The organism is Arthrobacter sp. Leaf234, from assembly GCF_001422665.1.
GTDB lineage: Bacteria > Actinomycetota > Actinomycetes > Actinomycetales > Micrococcaceae > Arthrobacter_D.
In genome coordinates this window covers 195,839-216,120 of the sequence record NZ_LMLU01000005.1, presented here as the reverse complement: position 1 = coordinate 216,120, position 20,282 = coordinate 195,839, and the positions used below count along the sequence as shown (strand labels likewise).

The window sequence follows — 20,282 nt, the reverse complement described above, 5'->3', positions numbered from 1 at the left end:
CCAATGGTTCTGTTTGCTGGCGCTTACCGTCATCGTACCGGCGGAGTTTGCGGGTACACGGGAGCGCGATCGACCTCGTGATGAAGCGCGGCAGCTTCACCACCGCCCTGTTCGCCGACTCGTCCCTGCCGCTGATCGCCGTCCTGACCTTCGCCACCGGCATGCAGATCACCGCCAAGGCCTTCGGTCCCGTGCTCGCGACCACCGGCGTGGTCCTGCTGTTCAAGACGATCATCCCCGCCGCCCTCGTCGCGGGCCTCGGCCTCGTCGTCGGCGTCGAGGGCATCCTCGGCATCTCGATCCTCGCCCTGCTGGCATCCTTCGACAACAGCAACGGCGGCCCTGGCTCGCCTTCACCGGCCGCTACGACGACTACCGCGACCGCGGCGCCTACATGGCCTCGGCCATCAACGACGGCCCCTTCTTCACCCTGCTCTTCCTCGGCATGTCCGGCCTCGGCAACATCCCCTTCCTCACCCTCCTCGCCGCCGTCATCCCCCTGATCCTCGGCTTCATCGTCGGCAACCTCGACGCCAAGTGGACCGAGGTCATGCGGCCCGTACCGAACATCGTTATCCCGTTCTTCGCCTTCGCCCTCGGCACCGGCATCGACCTCCGCAACGTCATCGCCGGCGGCATCAGCGGCATCTTCGTCGGCATCGCCGCCACCCTCATCACCGGCGCCCTCGTCTACATCGGCTACCGCTTCGTCCTGCGTCGCGGCGCCAAGTCCGGCATCGGCATCGCCTCCGCCACCACGGCCGGCAATTCGATCGCGACCCCGGCGATCGTCGCCGCAGCGGACCCAAGCTTCTCCCCGTTCGTCGAGGTCGCGACGGCGCAGGTCGCCTCCGCCGTGCTCGTCACCGCGATCTTCGCCCCGCTGCTGGCCACCTGGGTGCTCAAGCGCCAAGGCGGGCTGGATACGGACGACGCCGTAGCAGTCACCCCGACGTCCGCCTCCGAGCTCCCACCCGCAGGTGACCCGTCGGCGCCGACCGACCGTCCTCGTCGGACGCAGGACGACGACCGGCCGTGACACCTTCCGCACCCATCGTCGGCATTGCGGCCGACGACGTCACCGGCGCCACCGACTCCGTGGTCCAGTTCTCCCGCACCGGCTGGTCCTCCCGCCTGCTGTTGGGCGAACTGCTCCCGGACTCGGTACTTCCGGGCAGCGCACTGGCCGTGAACACCGACGCCCGCGCCCTGGACTCCGCCACCGCCCGTCAGGGGACGGCGAGCGCCATCAGGAACCTCGTCACCGCGGGAGCCGACCGCCTGTACCTGAAGATCGACTCCACCATGCGCGGCAGCGTCCAGGCGCAGGTGGCCGGAGCGCTCGACGCGTGGCAGGAGCAGCACCCCGGCTGCTTCGCCGTCGTATGCCCGGCCTACCCGGCCATGGGGCGGACCATCGAGGACGGCCTGCTGCGCGTCCACGGCGGACCGGTCGAGGACTCCCCCGCGGGCCGCGACCCGGTCACGCCGGTCCCGACGAGCGAGTTCTCGCAGCTCCTGCCCGGCACGACGACGATCAGCCTCAGCGGCTCGGCTGACCGGGATGCACAGGCCCTTCGGGACGCGGCGGGTAGCGGCGTCGTGGTCGTCAACGCGGCGTCCGATGACGACCTCCGCACCCTCGCGGCCGCGCTCGTCGTCGTGGGCCCGACGGCGATCCCCGCCGGGTCGGCCGGCCTCGCCGCAGCGATGGCAGCCGCCTGGGCCGACGCCGGAGCAGTGCACACGTCAGCCGAAGCGGGACCCGCCGCGCAGGGGTAGCGGATCGTCGTCGTCGTCAGTTCGCTGCACGACGTCGCCCGTGCCCAGACCGACCACCTGCGCACCCAGCTGGACCCGGCCGAGCTCCGCATCCTGCAGCCCGACGAATCGCTGCTCGACCAGCCGAACCGGCTCTCCCAGTGGGCGGCCGGAGAACTCGAGGTCCCGGAGTCCCTGCCGCAGGTCGTCGTCATCACCTCACCCGAGGCGGTCGGTGGCTCCGAGACCCTCAGCGGCGCCGCCATCGCGAACAGTCTCGCGTCGGTGGTGCAGCAGGCCCTGGCCCGCGCGTCCGTCGGCGCCCTGGTGCTCGTCGGCGGCGATGGAGCCCGCGCCGTCCTCGACGCCACGCGCGCCCAGGCACTGCGCATCACCGGTGCCATCCAGGAGGGCATCCCGGTCGGCGTCGTCGAAGGCGGCACCGCGGCTGGAAAGATTGTCGTCACGAAGGCCGGCGGCTTCGGGCCGGTCACGGCCCTGCTCGATACCGTCACCGAACTCACCCGGACATTGACCACCACCCTCGCCCACTCAACGGAGGCATCCTCGTGAGCATCCCCACCCTCGCCGTCACCCTCGGCGACGTCGCCGGCATCGGACCGGAGATCACCGCGAAATCCCTCCTCGGGCACGACGACGTCCGGCAGGAGTGCAGGCCCGTCGTCATCGGTGATGAGGCCGCCATGCGCCAGGGCGTCACCAACGTGGGCGGGGATCCGGACAAGGTCCGCGTGCTGTCCTCGATCGAGGACGCGACGAACGAGCCCGGCATCATCGAACTCCTGCAGACCGGCCCGTCCTTGGCCGACGTGACGCTCGGCGAGCTCAGCCCCGCCGCCGGCGACGGCTCCTACCGCTTCGTCGTCGAGGCCTGCCGTCTGGCCCGCGAGGGCAAGGTCCAGGGCATCGTCACCGCGCCGCTCAACAAGGCCGCGATGCATGCCGGCGGGCACAAGTGGCCCGGCCACACGGAGCTGCTCGCACACGAGTTCGGCGTGGAGAACTTCAGCCTCGTCCTCTCCGCGGGCGATCTCTACTTCTTCCACCTCACCACCCACGTCTCCCTGCGGCAGGCCATCGAGGACGTCACGCCGGAGCGCACCGGCAACGTCATCGAGCTCGTGAGTGCGTTCACCAAGGCGCTCGGCAACCCGGACGAGCCGATCGGCCTCGCCGGTCTCAACCCGCATGCCGGCGAGAATCGCCTGTTCGGCGACGAGGACGCCGACATCCTCGCCCCCGCCGTCGCCGCCGCCCGCGAGAAGGGCATCAACGTGCACGGGCCCATCCCCGCGGACGCCCTCATCCCCGCCGCGGTGAAGGGTAAGTGGAACATGGTCATCGCCTGCTATCACGATCAGGGCCACGCACCCTTCAAGGCGGTCTACGGCGACGACGGCGTGAACATCACCGTCGGCCTGCCCGTCGTCCGCGTCTCGGTGGACCACGGCACGGCGTTCGACATCGCCGGGCAGGGCATCGCCCGTGAAGCGAGCCTCGTGCTGTCGATGCGCCGGGCCGCCGCGCTGGCCCCGGGGTGGGATCACGTCTGGCGGACCGCGCAGAAGAAGTAGGTCTTCCCGCGGTGAACCACCGTGCCCGACGACCAGGAGAGGACAAGCCACCGACGCCGTCGCGGCTTGTCCTCTCCGGACGCCTAGGATCGGAATCATGACCAGCGACGAAGACCTCGACCCACCCATCCCCAGCTACCTCGAGGGCATCGAGCTCAAGCGGGTCCACGACGGCAAGGTCCTCGAAGAGCACGACGACGACAATCCGGCGCAGGCGGATGAGTCCGACTCTGCGTCCTGACGGCAGGGACAGTGGTCGAGATGGACACACCTGACACCCCTGGCCGCCTCCTCGACGCGGGGAGCAGCGAGCCGCTGCACCTGCAGCTCCGAGGGCATTTGCGAGCGCAGATTCTGAACCATTCACTGCCGCCGGGCACCTCGCTGCCCAGCGAGGCGCAGCTTCAGGTGCGCTACGGCGTGTCCCGGTCCGTGGTGCGCCAGGCCCTCGGTGCACTGACCGATGAAGGGCTGATCGAGCGCGGCCGCGGGCGCGGCAGCACCGTTGCCCCCCGGCGGGAACACCACCGGCTGGTGCACCGCACCTCAGGGCTATCGGCACAGCTGGGCAGTACCGGGGCGAGCGTCGGTACTGAAGTGCTGTCATTGTCCCTGCAGGACGCCGATCCATCGACCGCGGTCCTCGCGACGCCGCAGGTCCTCTTCCTCGAGCGGTTGCGGACGGCCGACGGCGTGCCCATCGCCGTCATCCACACGTGGCTACCGGCACCGACATTCGCCGACCTGACCGCGGAAGCCCTACACGATGCGTCCCTCCATGAGGTGCTCGGTGAGAAGTACGGAGTGCGCATCACCTCCGGCAAGCGGCAGATCCGGGCGGTTCCGGGCGACGGCGACCTGCTGCGGCTGCTGCAGCTGGAAGCGTCGTCCCCCGTACTCCTGCTGGAGGGAACGAGCTTCGATCAGGACGGGCGGCCGGTCGAGGTCTTCTCGACCTGGCACCACCCGGACCATGTGGTGTTCGACATCGACATCCAGCGGGAGCCCGTCGCGCAGGTTCCGGCGGGCAGCCCGGCGCCGTCTGCTGTTGATACCGCTGAGGCGTTGGCCGACCGCGCCCGCCGGCTGGGCGCAGAGCTCATGCGCTTCGCGGATGGTCTCTCGACCACGGAGCGCTGATCGGCTTCAGCCCAGGCTGTACGAGCAAGATGTGCCTGATGGCGCCACGGCTCGGCGATTTTCCGGTACACCGACTCGCTGGCACGACCGGCGATGACAGCCGACGGCGGTGGAGGAAGAGTGCTCGACTCCTCCTCCACAAAGAGTCCGGGCCCACTGTAATAGTACGCGTGTTCGATAAAATGAGGCATGGACATCGCACCGCTCGAGCATTCCGACGGACTTGGTACCTCCCTGGAGTCGATGCGGTCGGACTTGCTCGCTTTCGCGCGGGAACTGAAGGGGCGTCACCTCCTTCTCAGCAGGCACGACGTCGTGCGAGCACTCGTGGACATCGAAGAGCTCTCGAAGGTCATCGATCATCTCCAGATCGTTGCCGCTGGAGCTGCGCAGGAACACGGAGTCACCGGCGCCGGGGAGCAGGAGGCCGCTGGATCCCTCCGCGTGCGGGCGCAGCAAAGCCTGTCGACAGTGCAGGACGACGTCAACGACGGCGGCAGCACTTCAGCAGGCGCCGAACAGCGGAACAATGATGGGTTCCGCCCCGAATTCAGGACCTGTGCTGACTTCCTGCGGGCCCGGCTCGGCATCAGCCGCACTGAGGCGAACCGCCGATTGAGGCTCGCGGCAAGTCTCCTGCCCGGCGTCACTGCAATCGGCTCTGCCACTCCCGCGTCGATGAGCACCCTCGGTGCTGCAACGAGCGCGGGCCAGGTCAGCGGACGCGCTGCTTCGATCGTCCATGAGGCGGTGCAACGGGTGCGGTCCTTCGCAACGCCGGTGCAACTCGCTTCGATGGAGCAGCACCTCACGCGGCAAGCAGTCGAATCGGACGAAGACCTCCTGCGGGTCCTCGCGCGACGCTGGGAGGGCGTGCTCAACCAGGACGGGCTGGAACCCACCGAAAAGGTCCTCAAGGCACGGCAGGGTGTCTTCCTCAAGGGCAGACGCAACGGTCTGCATCTTCTGGAGATCGGCGCCACCGACGAGCAGTTCGAGCATCTGGTCACCGTCATGAACACCGCGACGAATCCGAGGAGGAATGTGATTACCCTTCAGAACACCGGGGACCCGATCATCGGTGGAGACAGAGCCGACATGATGGCCGCCGAGAACGAAGAGTGTGGCGTCGGTGGGAGCGCCACGGGCAGGCGCCAGAGCGAAGCCGGCGATGACGGCGTGGCCGACATCCGCGCGGGCGATACAGATCGGCCGACACGCCCGCAAAGCCTCCTCGACGGGCTGGTCGCAGCCTGCAGGATCGCTTTGTCGACCGACAGGCTTCCCGCAGCAGCCGGACACCGGCCCCAGGTCATGGTGACCATCAGCTATTCCGACCTCGTTGGCCAGATGGAGCGTGCCGGCCACGCTGTGTTCGGGCAGCAGATGAGCGCACGGAGCATCCGCACGCTGGCCTGTGATGCAGACATCATTCCGATGGTCCTCGGCGGACAAGGTCAGATCCTCGACATCGGGCGGGCACAACGCCTCTTCCCCGCCCATCTGCGACGGGCACTCGTTGCGAGAGACAAGGGCTGCGCGTTCCCGGACTGCTCCATTCCGGCAACCTGGTGCGAGGCCCACCACATAACGCCCTGGGCCAAAGGTGGCACAACGAGTATCAGCCAAGGCGTCCTCCTGTGCTCGCGGCATCATCATGTGATTCACGAAGGGAAGTGGAACGTCGAACCGAAGTACGGAATCCCTTGGTTCACTCCACCGGGATACCTTGACCCGAATCGGAGTCCCCGAAGAAATACCTACTGGCAGGTGGAGGACGCCGTCCACGAGCAGCTTCGTGGCGCCGAACGCGGACGGTCTGCTGCAAGCGCCCCGCTGCTGTACTCGACGACGGCCGCCCCAGCCACCTCCGCCGTCGTCGTCGGCTAGAACACTATGACGCTCCGGGCGCGCTCGCCGCGACGCATTGCGTCGGACGCCTCGTTGACCTCGTCGAGGCCGATGCGGTGCGAGATCAGCCGGTCCACGGGCAGCTTCCCCGCGAGGGACAGCGCGGCCAGGCGTGGGACCGACCGGACCCACTGAGAGGGGGTGCGCGGTCGAGACCTGACACAGGGCGGGACGCCAGTCCCGCCCTGTGTCGTACCAGGCACTACTGCTGAACGGCCTTGCCGTCCGCATCGAGGTAGTCGCGCCACGAACGCTTGGGCGTCCAGCCCAGCATCCGCTGTGCCTTCGCGCTCGAGATGCCTGAGGCGTCCGGCCGGCTCAGCTCACGGAGTTCGATCTGGTCGCCGTAGTACTGCGCGAGGACTTCGGCGAAGTCGTAGCCCCCCACGTTGTCGGGCGACGCGATGTAGAACACCTCGTGACCCGGCAGGTCCGATTCCGTGGCGAGCACGATGGCGTCGGCCAGGTCGTAGGCGTCGATGTAGCTCCACAGATTGGGGCTCAACACGGAACTGTCGCGGATCTGCGGGCCGAGGTTCAGTTCGTAGTTGCCCTCGAACTGCACCCAGCACGGGCGGATCGAGATGCACTGGATGTCCGACCGCCGAACGGCCGCGTCCATCAGCTGCTCACCGAAATGCTTTGATAGTGCGTACGGATCCTGGGGACGGATGGGGTGCTCCTCGTCCACGGGAGCGTAGTCGGGGAGGAAATCCCGCTCCGGAAAGAAGAAGCCCGGCACGGTCTCGCTCGAGATGTACACGAATCGCTTGATCCCGAAGCTGATGGCGGCCTCGAGGACGTTAAACGTCGCCATCAGATTGGTCTGGAAGACCACGTGGGGTGGGTTGCCGGTCGGCTCCGGGATAGCAGCGATGTGGACGACGGCGTCCACGCCGCGCACGACGGCATAAGCCTCGCCCGCGTCCGTCAGGTCGGCCATCGTGTACTTCGGGGCGCCCTCGGGCTTGCGGTCGAAGCCCGGGCGGGTCAGATCGGTGGTCATGACCTCGTGCCCGGCGTCGATCATCGCCTGGGTGGTGGCTCGGCCTACTTTGCCGTGTGCTCCGGTGATCAGGACTTTCATGAACTCTCCTTGAGGGTGACGGCTGTGACGAGCATCAGGCCACGGATGACCTCTGAACGTATGTCCTCACCTATACACGACGCCGCGGTCATCCACCCGACGGAGTCACCCTCGCAGCAGCTCCCGCACCACGGTGGCGATCTGCGCAGTCTCGGCCTCCCGGACACCCGGACGCCCCGCGACATGACCCAGGTCGGACACCAGCGGACGCAGCTCCCCATGCTGGAGAAGCTCCACCTCCCGCTCGCTGTCGGCCTGCGGGAAGTAGAGGTCGGTGCTGCCGGGCATCACGATCGCCCGGGCCGTGATGCTTCCCATTGCCCCCGCGAACCCGCCCGGGTGGTACTTCCCGACGTCGGCCCGTTGCCAGGTGCCGAGCATGGCGAGGAGGTCGTTCGCGTCCTCCCGCTCATGATCGGTGGCCCAGCTCTGGATCACCGCGTCCACTGATGAATACCCGAGCTCTCGGTACATCCCGTCGCGGAAGAAGGCCTGCGAGTACGCCCACCCCGCGTAGACCGTGCCGAACGCGCGGAGCCCCTTTACCGGTGGTGTGACGTAGCGCCCCTCCCCGAACGCGGGATCGGCCAGCAGTGCCGTCTTCACCCCTTCGAGGAAGACGAGGTTGTGGGGTGAGCATCGTGCCGCTCCGGCGATCGGGAGGATCGCAACCACCAGGTCCGGGTACCGGACCGCCCATTCGTACGCCTGCAGGGCCCCCATCGACCAGCCCGCGACGAGGCGGATCCGCCTCACGCCCAGCTGGGTGAGGAGCCGGTGCTGGGCGATCACGTTGTCGGCGATGTCGACGTCGGGGAAGTTCGCCCCGGCGACGTCGGGATGGGCCCGTGAGGGCGACGTCGACACTCCATTCCCGAAGAGGTTGACCGCGACGATGAACCAGTCCGCCGGATCGAACAGTCGGCCCGGGCCGATCCACGGCGCATAACTTGCGGACGTGCCCGTGTAGTAGGAGGGCAGCAGGATGCAGTTGCTGCCGTCGTCGTTCAGGTTCCCGTGCGTCTCGTAGGCGAGGCGCGCCGAGGGCAGATCCGAGCCGGAGACAAGCCCGAACCTGCCGAGGTCGAAGTCAGCGAGCATGGCGACCTAGAAGAACTTCAGGTAGCGCTTGGTCTCCCACTCGGAGACGTGTGCCTGGTATTCGTCCCATTCCTGGCTCTTGTAGTCGATGTAGGCGTTGTACATCTTCTCGCCGAAGACCTCGCGGGACAGGCTGTCGGCCGCGAACTCCTCGATGGCCTCCCCCAGACTGCGGGGCAGCAGGCCGAGGCCGTTGGAGATGATCTCCGCCTCGCTGTAGTTGTACATGTTCTCAGTATGTGGCTCCCCCGGGTCGAGGTTCTCGCGGATGCCCTCCAGCCCGGCGGCGAGGATGATCGCGGCACCCAGGTAGGGGTTGCCGCTGATGTCCGCGGCACGGCACTCCACCCGTCCACCCACGAGGGGCACCCGGATCATGTTGGTGCGGTTGTTGTTGCCGTAGCTCACGAACACCGGCGCCCACGTGGACCCGGACATGCTGCCCTTCCGGACCAGCCGCTTGTAGCTGTTCACAGTGGGTGCGATGACGGCGCAGATGGCGGGCGCGTGCTTGAGGACGCCGGCGATGAACTGGTAGCCGAGGGCGGAGATGCCGCAGCCGCGGGGGTCGTCGTCGGTCTCGAAGAGGTTCTCGCCGCTCTTGATGTCGGCGAGGGACATGTTGAAGTGCGCGCCGGACCCGCTGCGGTCGGCGAAAGGTTTGGGCATGAAGGTGGCGAAGTAGCCGTGCTTGCGGACCATCTCGTTGGCCATCAGGCGGAAGAAGACGGCGCGGTCGGCCATCGTGAGGGCGTCGGCATACGTGAAGTCGATCTCGAACTGGCCCTGGGCGTCCTCATGGTCGAAGGAGTAGACGCCCCAGCCCATCTCGTTCATCGCCTCCACCATCTCGGTGAGCCACTCGAAGTTGTCCAGCGCGGCGGGCGCCGTGTAGCAGGGCTTGCTGAGGTTGTCCCGGTCGCTGACCTCCACGGGGCCGGCGGGGGTGTCCTTGAGGACGAAGAACTCGGTCTCGATGCCCAGGTTGAACGTGAACCCGAGCTCCCTGGCTGCCTCCAGCTGGCGCTTGAGGATGTTCCGCGAAGCCGCCTCGAACGGCTGGCCCTCGTGGTAGAGGTCGCTGGAGAAGTACGCGACGTCCTTGCGCCAGGGCAGCTGGACGGCGCTGTCGAGATCGGGCCGCGCCGAGAGCTCCTCGTCGCTGATGTCCTGCGGCAGTCCGTCCAGTGCCGCGCCGGTGAAGAGCTCCGATCCCGCGGCCATCTGCGGCAGGTGAGCCAGGGGGACGAACTTGGTCTTGATGTTGCCGTGGAGGTCCACGAAGCTCGACATCGCATACTTGACGCCCGCCTCCCGAAGCCTGCGCTGGACGGTCTCGACGGCTGCTTCCGCTGTTGTGACGCTCATGACGATCTCCTGTTCGGTTCCGGGACGCCCACCAGTATTTCGATAAGCTATGGAAAGTCTGGCGCCGAGCAATTTCGATAGAGTGTCGATATTGTTACGGCAGCGTAAAACCCGGGCCGGGCGCGCCTGCCCGACGGATCGGCGACATAGTCTGCCGTCGGGCCGCACGCCGGATGACACGAGGAGCAGGAATGGAAGCGATGAAGACCACCGGAGCGACGGCGGGCCGTCCCCGCCTGAGCGGATCGACGGGCGAATCCCCCCGCCAGGAGATCATCCGCGAGGCGACGGCACTGTTCGTCGCGAAGGGATACGCCGAGACGACGATGAGCGAGATCGCCCGCAGCGCCGGGCTGCGGCAGTCCTCTGTCTACTACTGGTTCGCCCGCAAGGAGCACATCCTGCAGGCCCTCCTCGAGGAGAATCGCGGCTCCCTCCAGGTGGCAGAGGCGCTGGAACCCGCACCGGGCTCCGCAGCAGCCAGGCTCTATGCGGTACTCCACGCGGACGCCGTCCAGCTGTGCGCCTCTCCCCTGGACTTCTACGAGTTCGAACGCGTGGCACGCTCGCAACCGCAGAACTTCGGCGCCTTCTTCGAGGACTACAGCGAACTGCATCGGCTGGCCGCATCGATCATCCGGCAGGGCATCGACGCCGGCGAGCTGAGGGACGTCGACCCGGAGGCGGCCGCGACCGCCGCGCTGAGCCTCAACGAGGGCCTTCAGCGCCACTACCGCCAACCACTCCCCGGCCTGCGCACCTACACGGCCGACGACGTCTCCGCCCTGAGTGCCGACACCACGCTCGCCTCGCTCCTCCGGGCCCCCGACGATCTCCCCGCGGTCCGGATCGAGGCGGCCGCCCTGTCCGCAAGCGTCGACCTCTCGACGGAGAGTTAACGCGGCCGTAACGATATCGATATGGCATCGAAAAGGCATGCCCCGAGCATTTAGATAGCGTATCGAAACGCTGCTACCTGCGGCCACCGCGGGGTGCCTGCTTCTAGCCGTCATGGAGAATCGAATGGACACTGCTGCAATCGCGGGCAACACGGCGTGGGTTCTGACCGCCGTCGTCGCCGTCGCACTGATGCTTCCGGGGCTCGCCCTCTTCTACGGCGGGATGGTCAGCCGTCGGACCACCATGAACATGATGCTCATGGTGTTCGGCTCCTTCTGTGTCGTCGGAGTTCTGTGGGTGGCCTTCGGCTACTCCGCGGTCTTCGGTTCGTCCCTCGGCGGGCTGGGCCTGCTCGGCAACCCGCTCGAGTACGCCGGCCTGGGCCAACTGCTCACGGCCCCCGACGACGCCGCCCTGCCACCCCTCGCCCTCGCCGCCCTGCACCTGATGTTCGCCGGCCTCACCGCGGGCATCGTGGCCGGCGCCGCCGCCGACCGCATGAAGTTCAGCGCCTGGCTCGTCTTCGCCGGCCTGTGGGCCACCCTCGTGTACTTCCCGGTGGCGCACTGGGTCTTCGCCTTCGATTCGGCGGACGGTGCCGTGCAGGGCGGCTGGATCGCCGACACCCTCGGCGCCATCGACTACGCCGGAAGCACGGCCATCCACGTCAACTCGGGCGTCGCAGCCCTCGCACTGGCGCTGGTCCTGGGCAAGCGCCGCACCTGGCCCGTCCAGCCGAAGGCACATAACCTGCCCTTCACACTGCTCGGCGTAGGGCTCCTGTTCACCGGGTGGATCGGCTTCGACGGCAGCGGCCTCGGTGCCGCCGACAACAACGCGGCCGTCGCGGTCTTCAACACGGTCGCCGCCACCTGCGCCGGCGTCTGCGTGTGGCTTCTGGTCGAGCGCCTCCGGGACGGTCACGCCACCACGCTCGGCGCCTCCTCCGGCGCCATCGCCGCGCTGGTCGCGATCACGCCGTCGTGCGGTGCGGTCACGCCCCTCGGCGCCCTGGCCATCGGCGCCGCAGCGGGTGCCGTCTGCTACTTCGCCGTGTCGCTGAAGTACAAGCTGGGCTTCGATGACGCGCTCGACGTCACGGCCCTGCACTTCATCGGGGGCGTGGTGGGCGGCCTGCTGATCGGCCTCATCGCGACGCCGGAGGCCCCGAGTGGAGCGACGGGCCTGCTCTACGGTGGTGGCTTCGATCTCCTGGGCCGCCAGGCCATCGCCATCCTGGCCGTCTTCACCTACACCTTCACCGTCACCTGGGCGCTGGCGAAGGTCCTCGACAGGACCATGGGCATCCGGGTCCCGGGCGACGTCGAAGCACGCGGGCTCGATCTCGCGCTCCACGCCGAGAACGCCTACGAGAACGGTTCGGACAAGGCCCACTCACCCCGTGGCCACGCCGAGCAGTTGCATGAGCTGGAGGCCGACCCGCGCGTGGAGTCCGATGTCGCGGACAACGTCGAGCCGCAGCGTCATCCGTGACGGCACCCGGGGCGCTGGTGCCGGTCAGGCCACCAGCGTCCCCAGGTGCGCGATGATCGCCGCCACCCCCACCTCGAAGCTGAGATCTGAGCGAGGCCCGGCCAGGGATGCATCGGCGAACGCGGCGTGCAGCGCGGGCTGGGCCTCGGCATCGGCGAGCCAGGCCGACTCGGGCGCAGCCACGTCCAGGGCCGATCCGAGCATGAAGTTGTCGAGCACCGTCACCGCGACCACCACGTCATTGGCGGAGAAGCCCTGCTCGACGAAGAGCGCGGCGAGGTGCTCGTAGATCTCGAGTGTCGCGTGGTCCGTCACGGCCTCTCCGACGAGCAGCGGGATGCACTTCGCGTGCTGCCCCAGGGCCCTCCGATAGCTTCGTGCCCACGCCGCTGCCCTGTCCCGCCAGTCGGCTCCCGCCGTGAAGAAGTCGCCCGACGCGAGGGCATCGGCACCGATGACCGACCGGATCCCGTTGATGATCTCCGGCCGCCCCTGCACATGGTGGTAGATCGACGACGGACTGACCGAGAGCCGTTTCGCGAGCCCGGGCAACGTGAAGTCGCCGAACTCGTCCACCAGGTCCAGTGCAGCCCTATAGATCTTCTCCGGCGACAGAATCGCCTGGCGTGGCCGCCCCATGGTCCCCCTGACAGAAGCGGCCGAGCCGCCGAGTAATGTTCCGGGTCGCGAGGCGGAAAACGCCGTCGTCGCCCGACAAGCCGTCGCTAGAAGACGATAACGCTCCGCGCGCGCTCCCCCCGCCGCATCGCCTCGAAGGCCTCGTTGACGTCGTCGAGCCCGATGCGGTCCGAGATGAGCCGGTCGACGGGCAGCCTACCGGCGAGGAACAGCTCCGCGAGCCGGGGGAAGTCCCGCCCCGGTACCGTGCACCCGTAGTTCGAGCCGATGAGCGACTTGCCACTCTCCGCGAGCGCCAGAGCGTCGATCGACACCGGGCTGTCCTCGGGCGGCAGCCCTACGATGACGGCCTTGCCACCCGCTGCGATCAGCGACGGGAGCGACTCGATGGTCTGCACCCGGCCGATCGCCTCGAACGCATAGGCCGCGCCTCCCCCCGTCAGCGTGCCGATCTCCTCCACCAGGTCCGCGGAGGGCACGAGCGTGTGGGTCGCCCCGAAGTCCCGGGCGGCAGTCAGCTTCTCCTCGCTGAGGTCGACGGCGATGATCGGGTTCGCACCGACCAGCCGCAGCGCCATGATGATGGAGAGGCCCACGCCCCCGGTGCCGACGACGACGGCGGACGTGCCCGCCTCCACGCAGGCGTCGTTGACCACGGCGCCGAAGCCCGTGGCAACCGAGCACCCGATGAGGCTGGCGACGTCGAACGGGACGTCCTTCGGCACGCGGATCGCGCCGGCTTCGGGCACGACGGCATACTCGCTCATGGACCCGACGGTCAGGTAGGGGAACACGCGCTCGCCGTCGAGCGAGAGCGGGGTGCTGCCGTCCGGCAGGAGGCACTCCTCGGATCGGCTGCCGGAGCAGACGTAGGACTTCCCGGAGAGGCAGGCGGTGCAGCGCCGGCAGGGGTAGAACCACGAGAGGATCACGTGGTCGCCCACTTCGACGTCGGTGACGCCGTCGCCGATCGCCTCGACGGTTCCTGCGCCCTCGTGGCCCATGACCGTGGGCGAGGGCAGCGTCCAGTCGCCGTCGAGCACGTGCCGGTCGGACCCGCAGACACCCGAGGCACCCATGCGGACGAGGACGGTTCCGGGTACGGGATCGGCGACGTCGACGGTCGTCAGGTCGAGATCCGGCCTGCCGCTGCGGTGGACGGCTGCTCGGGACGTGCGGCTCATGAACGGCCCTCGACTTTCGTGGTGGTGGGAGCGTAGTCGCCGACGCCGCGGCCCACGTACAGGACGCGCGCGAGCACGAGGTAGACCAGCGCACCGACGATCGCGGAAGGAAGCGACGCCGTGATGTAGCTGAAGACGGGCAGTGTGGTGAGGGTGACCGGGTTGTAGATCACGAGGTAGAAGGCAGCACCGACGACGACGGCCCCGAGCCCTGCCCAGTTGATCCCACCGGAGAAGTGGTAGGCGCTCTGCTCGCGGTGCCGGTAGAGATCCTCGAGCGCCACCCGTTGGCGGCGCAGCAGGAAGTAGTCGGCGATGATCGCACCGCACATGGGCGCGAGGAAGGCTCCGCTGAGCGTCACGAAGGTCATGAACCGCTGGTACATGAATCCCGGGAAGAAGGCGAGGATGGCCGGCAGCACGAAGAACGCGGCACAGAGCCACGCCCACCGGACCCGTGAGAGCAGGTTGCCGCTGGCTTGCCGGATGGCGAGGACGGTCGAGTAGACGATCGACGACGTACTGGTGATGTTGGCGAACGCGATGAAGAGCAGGATGAACGCCCCGAGCACGGGTCCGCCGAAGGGCAGCATCCAGACGGTCGGGTCCGAGTCCCCGAGGGTCAGTGCTGCGGCCATCCCCACGACCTGCGCGATCAGCGTGGCGCCGAGCAGCCCGAGGTAGGAGGGCCAGAGGGCTGCTTTAGGGGTCTTGGTCAGCCGGGCGAGCGAACCCATGACGGGGTACCAGGAGACGCCGACGCCGGCATTGAACTCCACGGCGAGGGCGAAGTTGAGGCGGTCGTCCTCGAACGGGGCGAGCGGGGCGGCGGTGAGCAGCGTGTCCCAGGAGGTGTTGAGGACGAGGAAGATCATCAGGAAGACGGTCACGACGATCAGGCCCGGCGCGATGAACTTGTTGAACCGGCCGATCGTCACGGGGCCGCGCGACAGGATCCACCAGGACACGGCGATGGCGACGAGCGCGAAGAACGTGACCATCAGGCTCTCGGGGTCGAAGCCGGTGCCGAACGCCGAATTGGACACCTGGGTGACCGCTCGGCCCACCATGATGGCCAGCAGTGAAGACCAGCCCATCTCGGTGATGAGGATGACGGTGAAGACCAGGATGCCCACGCCGACGATCCCGAAGACCGGCCGGAGGATCGTGTACTGCTCCACGCCGTAGCGCTGGCTGGCGACGACGCTCGCGAGGACCATGAAGCCCAGCCCGATCGCGTTGCCGATGACCATCGCCGCGATGCCCTGCTGGAAGCCGACGAGCAGCGCCGTCGACCCGCCCACGAGGAACGCCCACGTCGCGATGGCGAGGCTGATGTTCACGCCGGTGAAATCGGCGCCGTTCCAGATTCGCTCCTTCCGCAGCAGCGGAAGCGACCCGAGCGATCCACTGGAAGTGTCCGCCTCCACAGCCCCGTCCCTGCTGGTGCTGCCGCTCACAGCGCGAGGACCAGGAAGCCGATCGCGGTGATCCCGAGGGTCACCGCGATGTAGAGGACGAGGTCCTTCGCCGAGAGCGCGGCGCGGGAGGGGTGCCCCTGCTCCTCGTGCGAGATCTCGGTGAGCCGACGGTGCAAACCGTCCTCGGGCACCGCATCTGCTGAGTCCATTGATACCGCCTCCAATAATCGAATGTCATTCGGTTCGGCTCAATAGTTGTGCCTATCATGAGGGCTGTCAATGGTTTTGTCCCGGATCATGTGGCGTGCACCACAGGTCCGGGGCGGTACCCGGAGGGACGGATCATGCCGGTTCTGGCAGTACTGCAGGCCACCGGGACCGCCGGTGCCGTCGAGGAGAATCTGCGCCGCATCGACGGCGCCGCCGAACGGGCTGCCGGGCAGGGGGTCCAGATCCTCGTCACCCCGGAACTGTTCGCCACGGGTTACGCCCCCGAGCGCGTGGCCGATTCGGACGGGCCGAGCATCCGCGCTGGGCTCTCGTCCATTGCGCAGCGCCGCGGCATCGCCGTCGTCGGTTCGACCGTCGACGCCACAGCGCATGGTCGGTACATCAGCGCCTCCCTGTTCGACCACCGCGGAGCCGAACTCACCCGCTACCGGAAGGCGCACCTCTTCGGCGCCGAGGAACAGTCGGCCTTCCTCCCGGGAAGTGACATCCCGGAACTCGTGCCCCTCCTGGGCCTGACGGTGTCCCTCGGCATCTGCTACGACATCGAGTTCCCGGAGTACGCACGGAACACCGCGCAGCGTGGTGCCGATCTCCTCCTCATCCCGACGGCGGTCCCGGCCACGGGCGACGTCGGCAATCGCCCCGCACACGCCACCTACAACGCCGAGCGCATCTCGACCCTCCTGGTGCCGGCGCGGTCCCTCGAGAACGGCCTCTACATCGCCTACGCCAACCACACCGCTCCGGACTTCACCGGGATGAGCTGCATCACCAGTCCGTACGGCACCTTCCTGGGCCTCGCCGGGCAGGGTGACGAACTCCTGATCGCCGAGGTGTCCCGGGCCGAGGTCCTCCGCGCCCGGGAGCTCAACACCTACCTGACCTGCCGCCGCCCGGACCTCTACGCCTGATCGGGCGACGCCGTCGACTCGATTCGACGCCGTCGACCTGACGATCCCGCTTCCACTTCGGGCACCGGTTATACCACCGAACCCGTGAACACAGGATGAACCAAGGTTGAACGGGTACCCTAGGGCACTAGTCTTGTCCACCCTTTGCGAAAGGTCGGACGTCAGTGGTGCCCGGCAGGCACCTGATGGTTGGAACGTGAGGTGTTGCCATGCAGTCCCGAATCCCCGGCGTGACCCGACGGGTCGGCGTCGTCGTCGGACGGCTGCTGGTCTACCTGCTCATCTGGGCCGGCCTCACCCTCCTCATCGCCGCCGCCGGCATCCGTTACTACTGGGGCGAGATCTCCGTGGGCCAGATGCGCCTCAACCTCGTCTCCGTCGAGACGGATGGCGGCGGTGACTTCCTGTGGAGGGGCATCCTCGCCATCGGCGTCGCGCCCCTCCTCATCACCGGCAGCATCGCGCTCGTCCAGTTCCTCCGGCGTCGGAAGCGCCGCCAGGCGGACGACGGCGGACGCCCGTCCCGCGGGCCCCTCGTCAAGCGCGCCGTGTCCACCGCACTGGTGGCGGCCGTCGTCGTCGGCGGCACGACGGCGTTCTCCACGACCGTGGGCGTCGCCGACTACATCCGGGCGTCGACCTCCGACTGGGACATCCAGGACTTCCACGCCGAGCCCGTCGTCACCAGCGACGAGGACAAGCGGAACCTCGTCCTGATCTACCTCGAGTCCGGTGAGCAGACCCTCGCCGACGACCAGCTCTTCGAGAAGGACGCCTTCGCGCCGCTGAAGGACGTCACGCAGGCCGCCGACGGGTGGCAGACCATCGAGGACCTCCAGCAGTACCAGGGCGGCGGCTGGACCATGGCCGGCCTCGTCGGGACCCAGTGCGGTATCCCCCTCAAGGGTGGCAGCGCGTCGGACGAGAGCAGCGGCCGCGCCGCCGTGCCGGAGAGCGACGTCGACACCTACCTCGGCGGCGCCACCTGCCTCGGCGACGTCCTGGGCGAGCACGGTTACACCAGCACCTTCCTGGGCGGCGCGAACTCCTCGTTCGCCGCGAAGGACACCTTCCTCCGGGGCCACGGCTACTCCTCGATCAAGGGCCTCGCCCAATGGCGCGCCGTCGGCGAATCCACCTCGGACTTCCGCCCCGACTGGGGCCTCAGCGACGAGCGCCTGCTCGCCAACGCCCGCGAGGAGCTCGATTCGCTGCATGCGGAGTCGAAGCAGACGGGCCAGCCGTTCAACCTCTCCGTCCTGACGCTCGACACCCATGAACCGGTCCACGTGTACGACTACTGCTCGGTCGACACCGAGCAGGAGGTCACCTCAGTGTTCGCCTGCTCCATGGAGCTGGTGGCCGGCTTCGTCGACCACATGGAGGAACAGGGCTACCTCGAGGACACCGCCGTGGTGATCATGGGCGACCACCTCAAGCACATGAGCGCCGGCGACGCCTTCCACGAGCAGCTGGACCACCACGAGAACCGCACCGTCTTCAACCGCATCTGGATCCCGGGCGGCGCCGAGCTCACACCGCGCTCCGGCATCGACCAGCTGAACCTCTACCCGACGATGCTCGAGGCCACGGGCCTGACGCTCCAGGACCGCGAGGCCGGCGTCGGCGTCTCGGCCTTCTCGCCGGACATCCCGGTGGATTCCGCGCAGGCGCTGGACGACAACTTCTACGCCGAGCTCCTGAATTCGAACTCGCCGTCCTTCTACTCCGACGCGTGGGCGGACGAAGCTGTGGCACCGTAGGCACGCTCCCGTGGCGGGACAGTCCGGATGGCTGCGCACCGGATGCCTTCGTGTCACCTGCGGAGCTAACAGATGATTAACGACACTCGAACGGTTGTTGAACGAACGACGCAGCGCCACTAGGATCCGATGGTCCCCCGAGAGTTCTGCCACTGTGGCGAGCCGACGTCCGCGGACATGTTGAAGAGGAGGTGGAGCGATGTCCTGGAGCATTCGACAGTCGGCCCGACCGATCGCTGTTGCCCTGGCCTACGCGCTGCTCTACCTCCTGCTGTGGGCGGGCCTCGTGCTGCTGATCGCCGGCCTCGGCATCCGCCACTACTGGGGCGACATCTCCGTCAGCCAGATGATGCTCAACCTCGTGTCCGTGGAGACCGAGGGCGGTGGCGGTTCCATCGTCTGGATAGGGATCTTCGGCATCGGTGTCGCCCCCATCCTGATCAGCGCGGCCATAGGATTCCTGCACTACCGGTGGCGCCACCCCCGTGATCTGCCCGGTCGCCACATGCGCCGGGCGGCGTCCGCCGCCAGGACCCGGGCTTTGGCCGTCGCCCTGGTGGGGGTCGTCGTCGTGAGCGGTACGACGGCGTTCGCCAACACCGTGGGCGTGGCCGACTACATCGCTGCGGCCAACTCCGACGCCGACCTCGGCGACTACTACGTGGAGCCGGTCGTCACCAGTGACGAGAATGCGCGGAACCTCGTAGTCGTCTACCTCGAATCGGGAGAGGCCACGCTCGAGGACGAGCGGTTGTTCGAGAAGGACGCCTTCGCTCCCATCAAGGAGGTGACCCAGCCGTCCGAGGGCTGGGTGAACACCGGATCCCTCCGGCAGTACCGCGGTGGCGGATGGACCATGTCCGGCATCGTCGCGTCCGAGTGCGGGGTACCGCTGAAGGCCACCGGCGCCGCCGCGAGCGAGCCCCTGACCAACGACCTCGGCACCGACACCCCCACCTATCTCGGCGGCCTGACCTGCTCGGGCGATGTGCTGAAGGATCACGGCTACACCAGCGTGTTCCTGACCGGCGCCAACGCCGCGTTCGCCGGCAAGGGGACCTACCTCCGGACGCACGGCTACACCGACGTGAAGGACCTCAACGACTGGCGTGCCTCCGACGAACCGCCCGAGGCCTTCCGCGAGGACTGGGGGCTGAGCGACGGCAGCCTCATGAACCAGGCCAAGCTGGAGGTCGACCGGCTGCACGCCGAGTCGGAACGGACCGGACAGCGATTCAACCTCTCGATGCTGACGCTCGACACCCACGAGCCGTCCCACATCTACGACTACTGCCAGGTCGACACCGAGATCGACGTGCTCTCCGTGAACTCGTGCTCCGTGGCCCAGGTGGCAGGGCTCGTGAACCACATGAGGGACCAGGGCTATCTCGAGGACACCGCCGTGGTGATCGTGGGCGACCACCTCCGGCGATCACCCCCCACCGATCCGCTGCACGAGCAGCTGGACGGCAATCCCACCCGCTCCATCTTCAACCGCATCTGGATCCCGGGCGGCAGCGGGCCCGTCCCGCTGCGCCAGAACGCGGACCAGTTCAGCCTGTACCCGACGCTCCTGGAGGCCGCCGGGCTGACCCTGCAGGACGGTGCGGCCGGGCTCGGCGTCTCGGTCTTCACACCGGAGATCCCGGCGAACTCGTCCCAGGCCCTCGCTCCGAAGGCCTACGACATCCTCCTGGATTCGCTCTCGCTCCCGTTCTACGCGAGGGCGTGGGCGGCCGAGGGCACGTCCTGATCCTGGGGTCCCGCTGACCTGCC

20 protein-coding genes are annotated in these 20,282 nt (G+C 67.9%); 13 read left to right on the top strand and 7 right to left on the bottom strand.

Going from position 1 to position 20,282, the window contains the following annotated elements; translation table 11 throughout:
* The first annotated feature begins 80 nt into the window (after positions 1-80).
* From ASF21_RS17435 to ASF21_RS08820, 8 genes are all read left to right on the top strand, one after another.
* The gene (locus ASF21_RS17435) at positions 81-503 is read left to right on the top strand and encodes a 2-keto-3-deoxygluconate permease (RefSeq protein WP_268753683.1); all 423 of its coding nucleotides are present in this window, start codon (positions 81-83) and stop codon (positions 501-503) included.
* Complete coding sequence (locus tag ASF21_RS08845; RefSeq protein ID WP_268753682.1) at positions 395-1,039, top strand: 2-keto-3-deoxygluconate permease; 645 nt, start codon at positions 395-397, stop codon at positions 1,037-1,039. The genes ASF21_RS17435 and ASF21_RS08845 overlap by 109 nt, the downstream gene beginning before the upstream one ends.
* The gene (locus ASF21_RS08840; RefSeq protein ID WP_055769782.1) at positions 1,036-1,782 is read left to right on the top strand and encodes a four-carbon acid sugar kinase family protein; all 747 of its coding nucleotides are present in this window, start codon (positions 1,036-1,038) and stop codon (positions 1,780-1,782) included. The genes ASF21_RS08845 and ASF21_RS08840 overlap by 4 nt, the downstream gene beginning before the upstream one ends.
* A gap of 3 nt (positions 1,783-1,785) precedes the next feature.
* On the top strand, positions 1,786-2,334 hold the full coding sequence (locus ASF21_RS16455; protein ID WP_082471387.1) for a nucleotide-binding domain containing protein: 549 nt from the start codon (positions 1,786-1,788) through the stop codon (positions 2,332-2,334).
* A complete protein-coding gene (gene pdxA, locus ASF21_RS08830; RefSeq protein WP_055769777.1) occupies positions 2,331-3,356 on the top strand; it encodes a 4-hydroxythreonine-4-phosphate dehydrogenase PdxA in 1,026 nt (341 codons plus the stop codon). The genes ASF21_RS16455 and pdxA overlap by 4 nt, the downstream gene beginning before the upstream one ends.
* Positions 3,357-3,453: 97 nt before the next feature.
* The gene (locus ASF21_RS16800; protein WP_157365822.1) at positions 3,454-3,597 is read left to right on the top strand and encodes a hypothetical protein; all 144 of its coding nucleotides are present in this window, start codon (positions 3,454-3,456) and stop codon (positions 3,595-3,597) included.
* Between the two features lie 20 nt (positions 3,598-3,617).
* The gene (locus ASF21_RS08825; protein WP_157365821.1) at positions 3,618-4,496 is read left to right on the top strand and encodes a GntR family transcriptional regulator; all 879 of its coding nucleotides are present in this window, start codon (positions 3,618-3,620) and stop codon (positions 4,494-4,496) included.
* Positions 4,497-4,685: 189 nt separating this feature from the next.
* On the top strand, positions 4,686-6,386 hold the full coding sequence (locus ASF21_RS08820; protein WP_055769772.1) for an HNH endonuclease signature motif containing protein: 1,701 nt from the start codon (positions 4,686-4,688) through the stop codon (positions 6,384-6,386).
* 223 nt (positions 6,387-6,609) lie between these two features.
* Here the strand turns inward: ASF21_RS08820 and ASF21_RS08815 are convergent, their stop codons facing one another.
* The 3 genes from ASF21_RS08815 to glnT all read right to left on the bottom strand — a co-directional run bounded on the left by ASF21_RS08815 (position 6,610) and on the right by glnT (position 9,963).
* A complete protein-coding gene (locus ASF21_RS08815) occupies positions 6,610-7,494 on the bottom strand; it encodes an NAD-dependent epimerase/dehydratase family protein (RefSeq protein ID WP_055769770.1) in 885 nt (294 codons plus the stop codon).
* A gap of 105 nt (positions 7,495-7,599) precedes the next feature.
* Positions 7,600-8,595 (bottom strand): alpha/beta fold hydrolase, encoded by a 996-nt coding sequence (locus ASF21_RS08810; protein WP_055769768.1) that lies wholly within the window; start codon positions 8,593-8,595, stop codon positions 7,600-7,602.
* Positions 8,596-8,601: 6 nt separating this feature from the next.
* A complete protein-coding gene (gene glnT / locus ASF21_RS08805) occupies positions 8,602-9,963 on the bottom strand; it encodes a type III glutamate--ammonia ligase (RefSeq protein WP_055769767.1) in 1,362 nt (453 codons plus the stop codon).
* Between the two features lie 200 nt (positions 9,964-10,163).
* Here glnT and ASF21_RS08800 point away from each other — a divergent pair, with 200 nt between their 5' ends.
* Both ASF21_RS08800 and ASF21_RS08795 read left to right on the top strand, forming a co-directional pair.
* Positions 10,164-10,862: a TetR/AcrR family transcriptional regulator gene (locus ASF21_RS08800; protein WP_082471462.1), complete on the top strand. Its 699-nt coding sequence runs from the start codon at positions 10,164-10,166 to the stop codon at positions 10,860-10,862.
* 124 nt (positions 10,863-10,986) lie between these two features.
* Positions 10,987-12,357: an ammonium transporter gene (locus ASF21_RS08795; RefSeq protein WP_055769765.1), complete on the top strand. Its 1,371-nt coding sequence runs from the start codon at positions 10,987-10,989 to the stop codon at positions 12,355-12,357.
* 24 nt (positions 12,358-12,381) lie between these two features.
* On the opposite strand, the gene ASF21_RS08790 is transcribed toward ASF21_RS08795, so the two are convergent.
* The 4 genes from ASF21_RS08790 to ASF21_RS16795 all read right to left on the bottom strand — a co-directional run bounded on the left by ASF21_RS08790 (position 12,382) and on the right by ASF21_RS16795 (position 15,810).
* Positions 12,382-12,996 carry a TetR/AcrR family transcriptional regulator gene (locus ASF21_RS08790; RefSeq protein ID WP_055769763.1) on the bottom strand — a complete coding sequence of 205 codons (615 nt, stop codon included), beginning with the start codon at positions 12,994-12,996 and terminating at the stop codon, positions 12,382-12,384.
* Positions 12,997-13,082: 86 nt separating this feature from the next.
* Positions 13,083-14,180, bottom strand: a complete 1,098-nt coding sequence (locus tag ASF21_RS08785) for an alcohol dehydrogenase catalytic domain-containing protein (protein WP_055769760.1) — start codon at positions 14,178-14,180, stop codon at positions 13,083-13,085.
* Complete coding sequence (locus tag ASF21_RS08780; protein ID WP_055769758.1) at positions 14,177-15,610, bottom strand: purine-cytosine permease family protein; 1,434 nt, start codon at positions 15,608-15,610, stop codon at positions 14,177-14,179. The genes ASF21_RS08785 and ASF21_RS08780 overlap by 4 nt, the downstream gene beginning before the upstream one ends.
* 26 nt (positions 15,611-15,636) lie before the next feature.
* Positions 15,637-15,810 (bottom strand): hypothetical protein, encoded by a 174-nt coding sequence (locus ASF21_RS16795; protein ID WP_157365820.1) that lies wholly within the window; start codon positions 15,808-15,810, stop codon positions 15,637-15,639.
* 135 nt (positions 15,811-15,945) lie between these two features.
* Here ASF21_RS16795 and ASF21_RS08775 point away from each other — a divergent pair, with 135 nt between their 5' ends.
* From ASF21_RS08775 to ASF21_RS08765, 3 genes are all read left to right on the top strand, one after another.
* Entirely contained in the window at positions 15,946-16,743 is a 798-nt protein-coding gene (locus tag ASF21_RS08775; RefSeq protein WP_055769756.1) for a nitrilase-related carbon-nitrogen hydrolase, read from the top strand.
* Positions 16,744-16,952: 209 nt separating this feature from the next.
* Positions 16,953-18,506: a sulfatase-like hydrolase/transferase gene (locus ASF21_RS08770; RefSeq protein ID WP_055769753.1), complete on the top strand. Its 1,554-nt coding sequence runs from the start codon at positions 16,953-16,955 to the stop codon at positions 18,504-18,506.
* A 199-nt stretch (positions 18,507-18,705) separates the two neighbouring features.
* A complete protein-coding gene (locus ASF21_RS08765) occupies positions 18,706-20,259 on the top strand; it encodes an LTA synthase family protein (protein WP_055769751.1) in 1,554 nt (517 codons plus the stop codon).
* Positions 20,260-20,282 lie beyond the last annotated feature (23 nt).

Coding starts and splice junctions, on each gene's coding strand:
- ASF21_RS16795 (WP_157365820.1), bottom strand. CDS start 15,810: ATGGACTCAGCAGATGCGGTGCCCGAGGACGGTTTGCACCGTCGGCTC.
- ASF21_RS16800 (WP_157365822.1), top strand. CDS start 3,454: ATGACCAGCGACGAAGACCTCGACCCACCCATCCCCAGCTACCTCGAG.
- ASF21_RS08815 (WP_055769770.1), bottom strand. CDS start 7,494: ATGAAAGTCCTGATCACCGGAGCACACGGCAAAGTAGGCCGAGCCACC.
- ASF21_RS08785 (WP_055769760.1), bottom strand. CDS start 14,180: ATGAGCCGCACGTCCCGAGCAGCCGTCCACCGCAGCGGCAGGCCGGAT.
- ASF21_RS08770 (WP_055769753.1), top strand. CDS start 16,953: ATGCAGTCCCGAATCCCCGGCGTGACCCGACGGGTCGGCGTCGTCGTC.
- ASF21_RS08775 (WP_055769756.1), top strand. CDS start 15,946: ATGCCGGTTCTGGCAGTACTGCAGGCCACCGGGACCGCCGGTGCCGTC.
- ASF21_RS08790 (WP_055769763.1), bottom strand. CDS start 12,996: ATGGGGCGGCCACGCCAGGCGATTCTGTCGCCGGAGAAGATCTATAGG.
- ASF21_RS08825 (WP_157365821.1), top strand. CDS start 3,618: ATGGACACACCTGACACCCCTGGCCGCCTCCTCGACGCGGGGAGCAGC.
- ASF21_RS08845 (WP_268753682.1), top strand. CDS start 395: ATGGCCTCGGCCATCAACGACGGCCCCTTCTTCACCCTGCTCTTCCTC.
- ASF21_RS08795 (WP_055769765.1), top strand. CDS start 10,987: ATGGACACTGCTGCAATCGCGGGCAACACGGCGTGGGTTCTGACCGCC.
- ASF21_RS08800 (WP_082471462.1), top strand. CDS start 10,164: ATGAAGACCACCGGAGCGACGGCGGGCCGTCCCCGCCTGAGCGGATCG.
- ASF21_RS17435 (WP_268753683.1), top strand. CDS start 81: ATGAAGCGCGGCAGCTTCACCACCGCCCTGTTCGCCGACTCGTCCCTG.
- glnT (WP_055769767.1), bottom strand. CDS start 9,963: ATGAGCGTCACAACAGCGGAAGCAGCCGTCGAGACCGTCCAGCGCAGG.
- ASF21_RS08765 (WP_055769751.1), top strand. CDS start 18,706: ATGTCCTGGAGCATTCGACAGTCGGCCCGACCGATCGCTGTTGCCCTG.
- ASF21_RS08820 (WP_055769772.1), top strand. CDS start 4,686: ATGGACATCGCACCGCTCGAGCATTCCGACGGACTTGGTACCTCCCTG.
- ASF21_RS08810 (WP_055769768.1), bottom strand. CDS start 8,595: ATGCTCGCTGACTTCGACCTCGGCAGGTTCGGGCTTGTCTCCGGCTCG.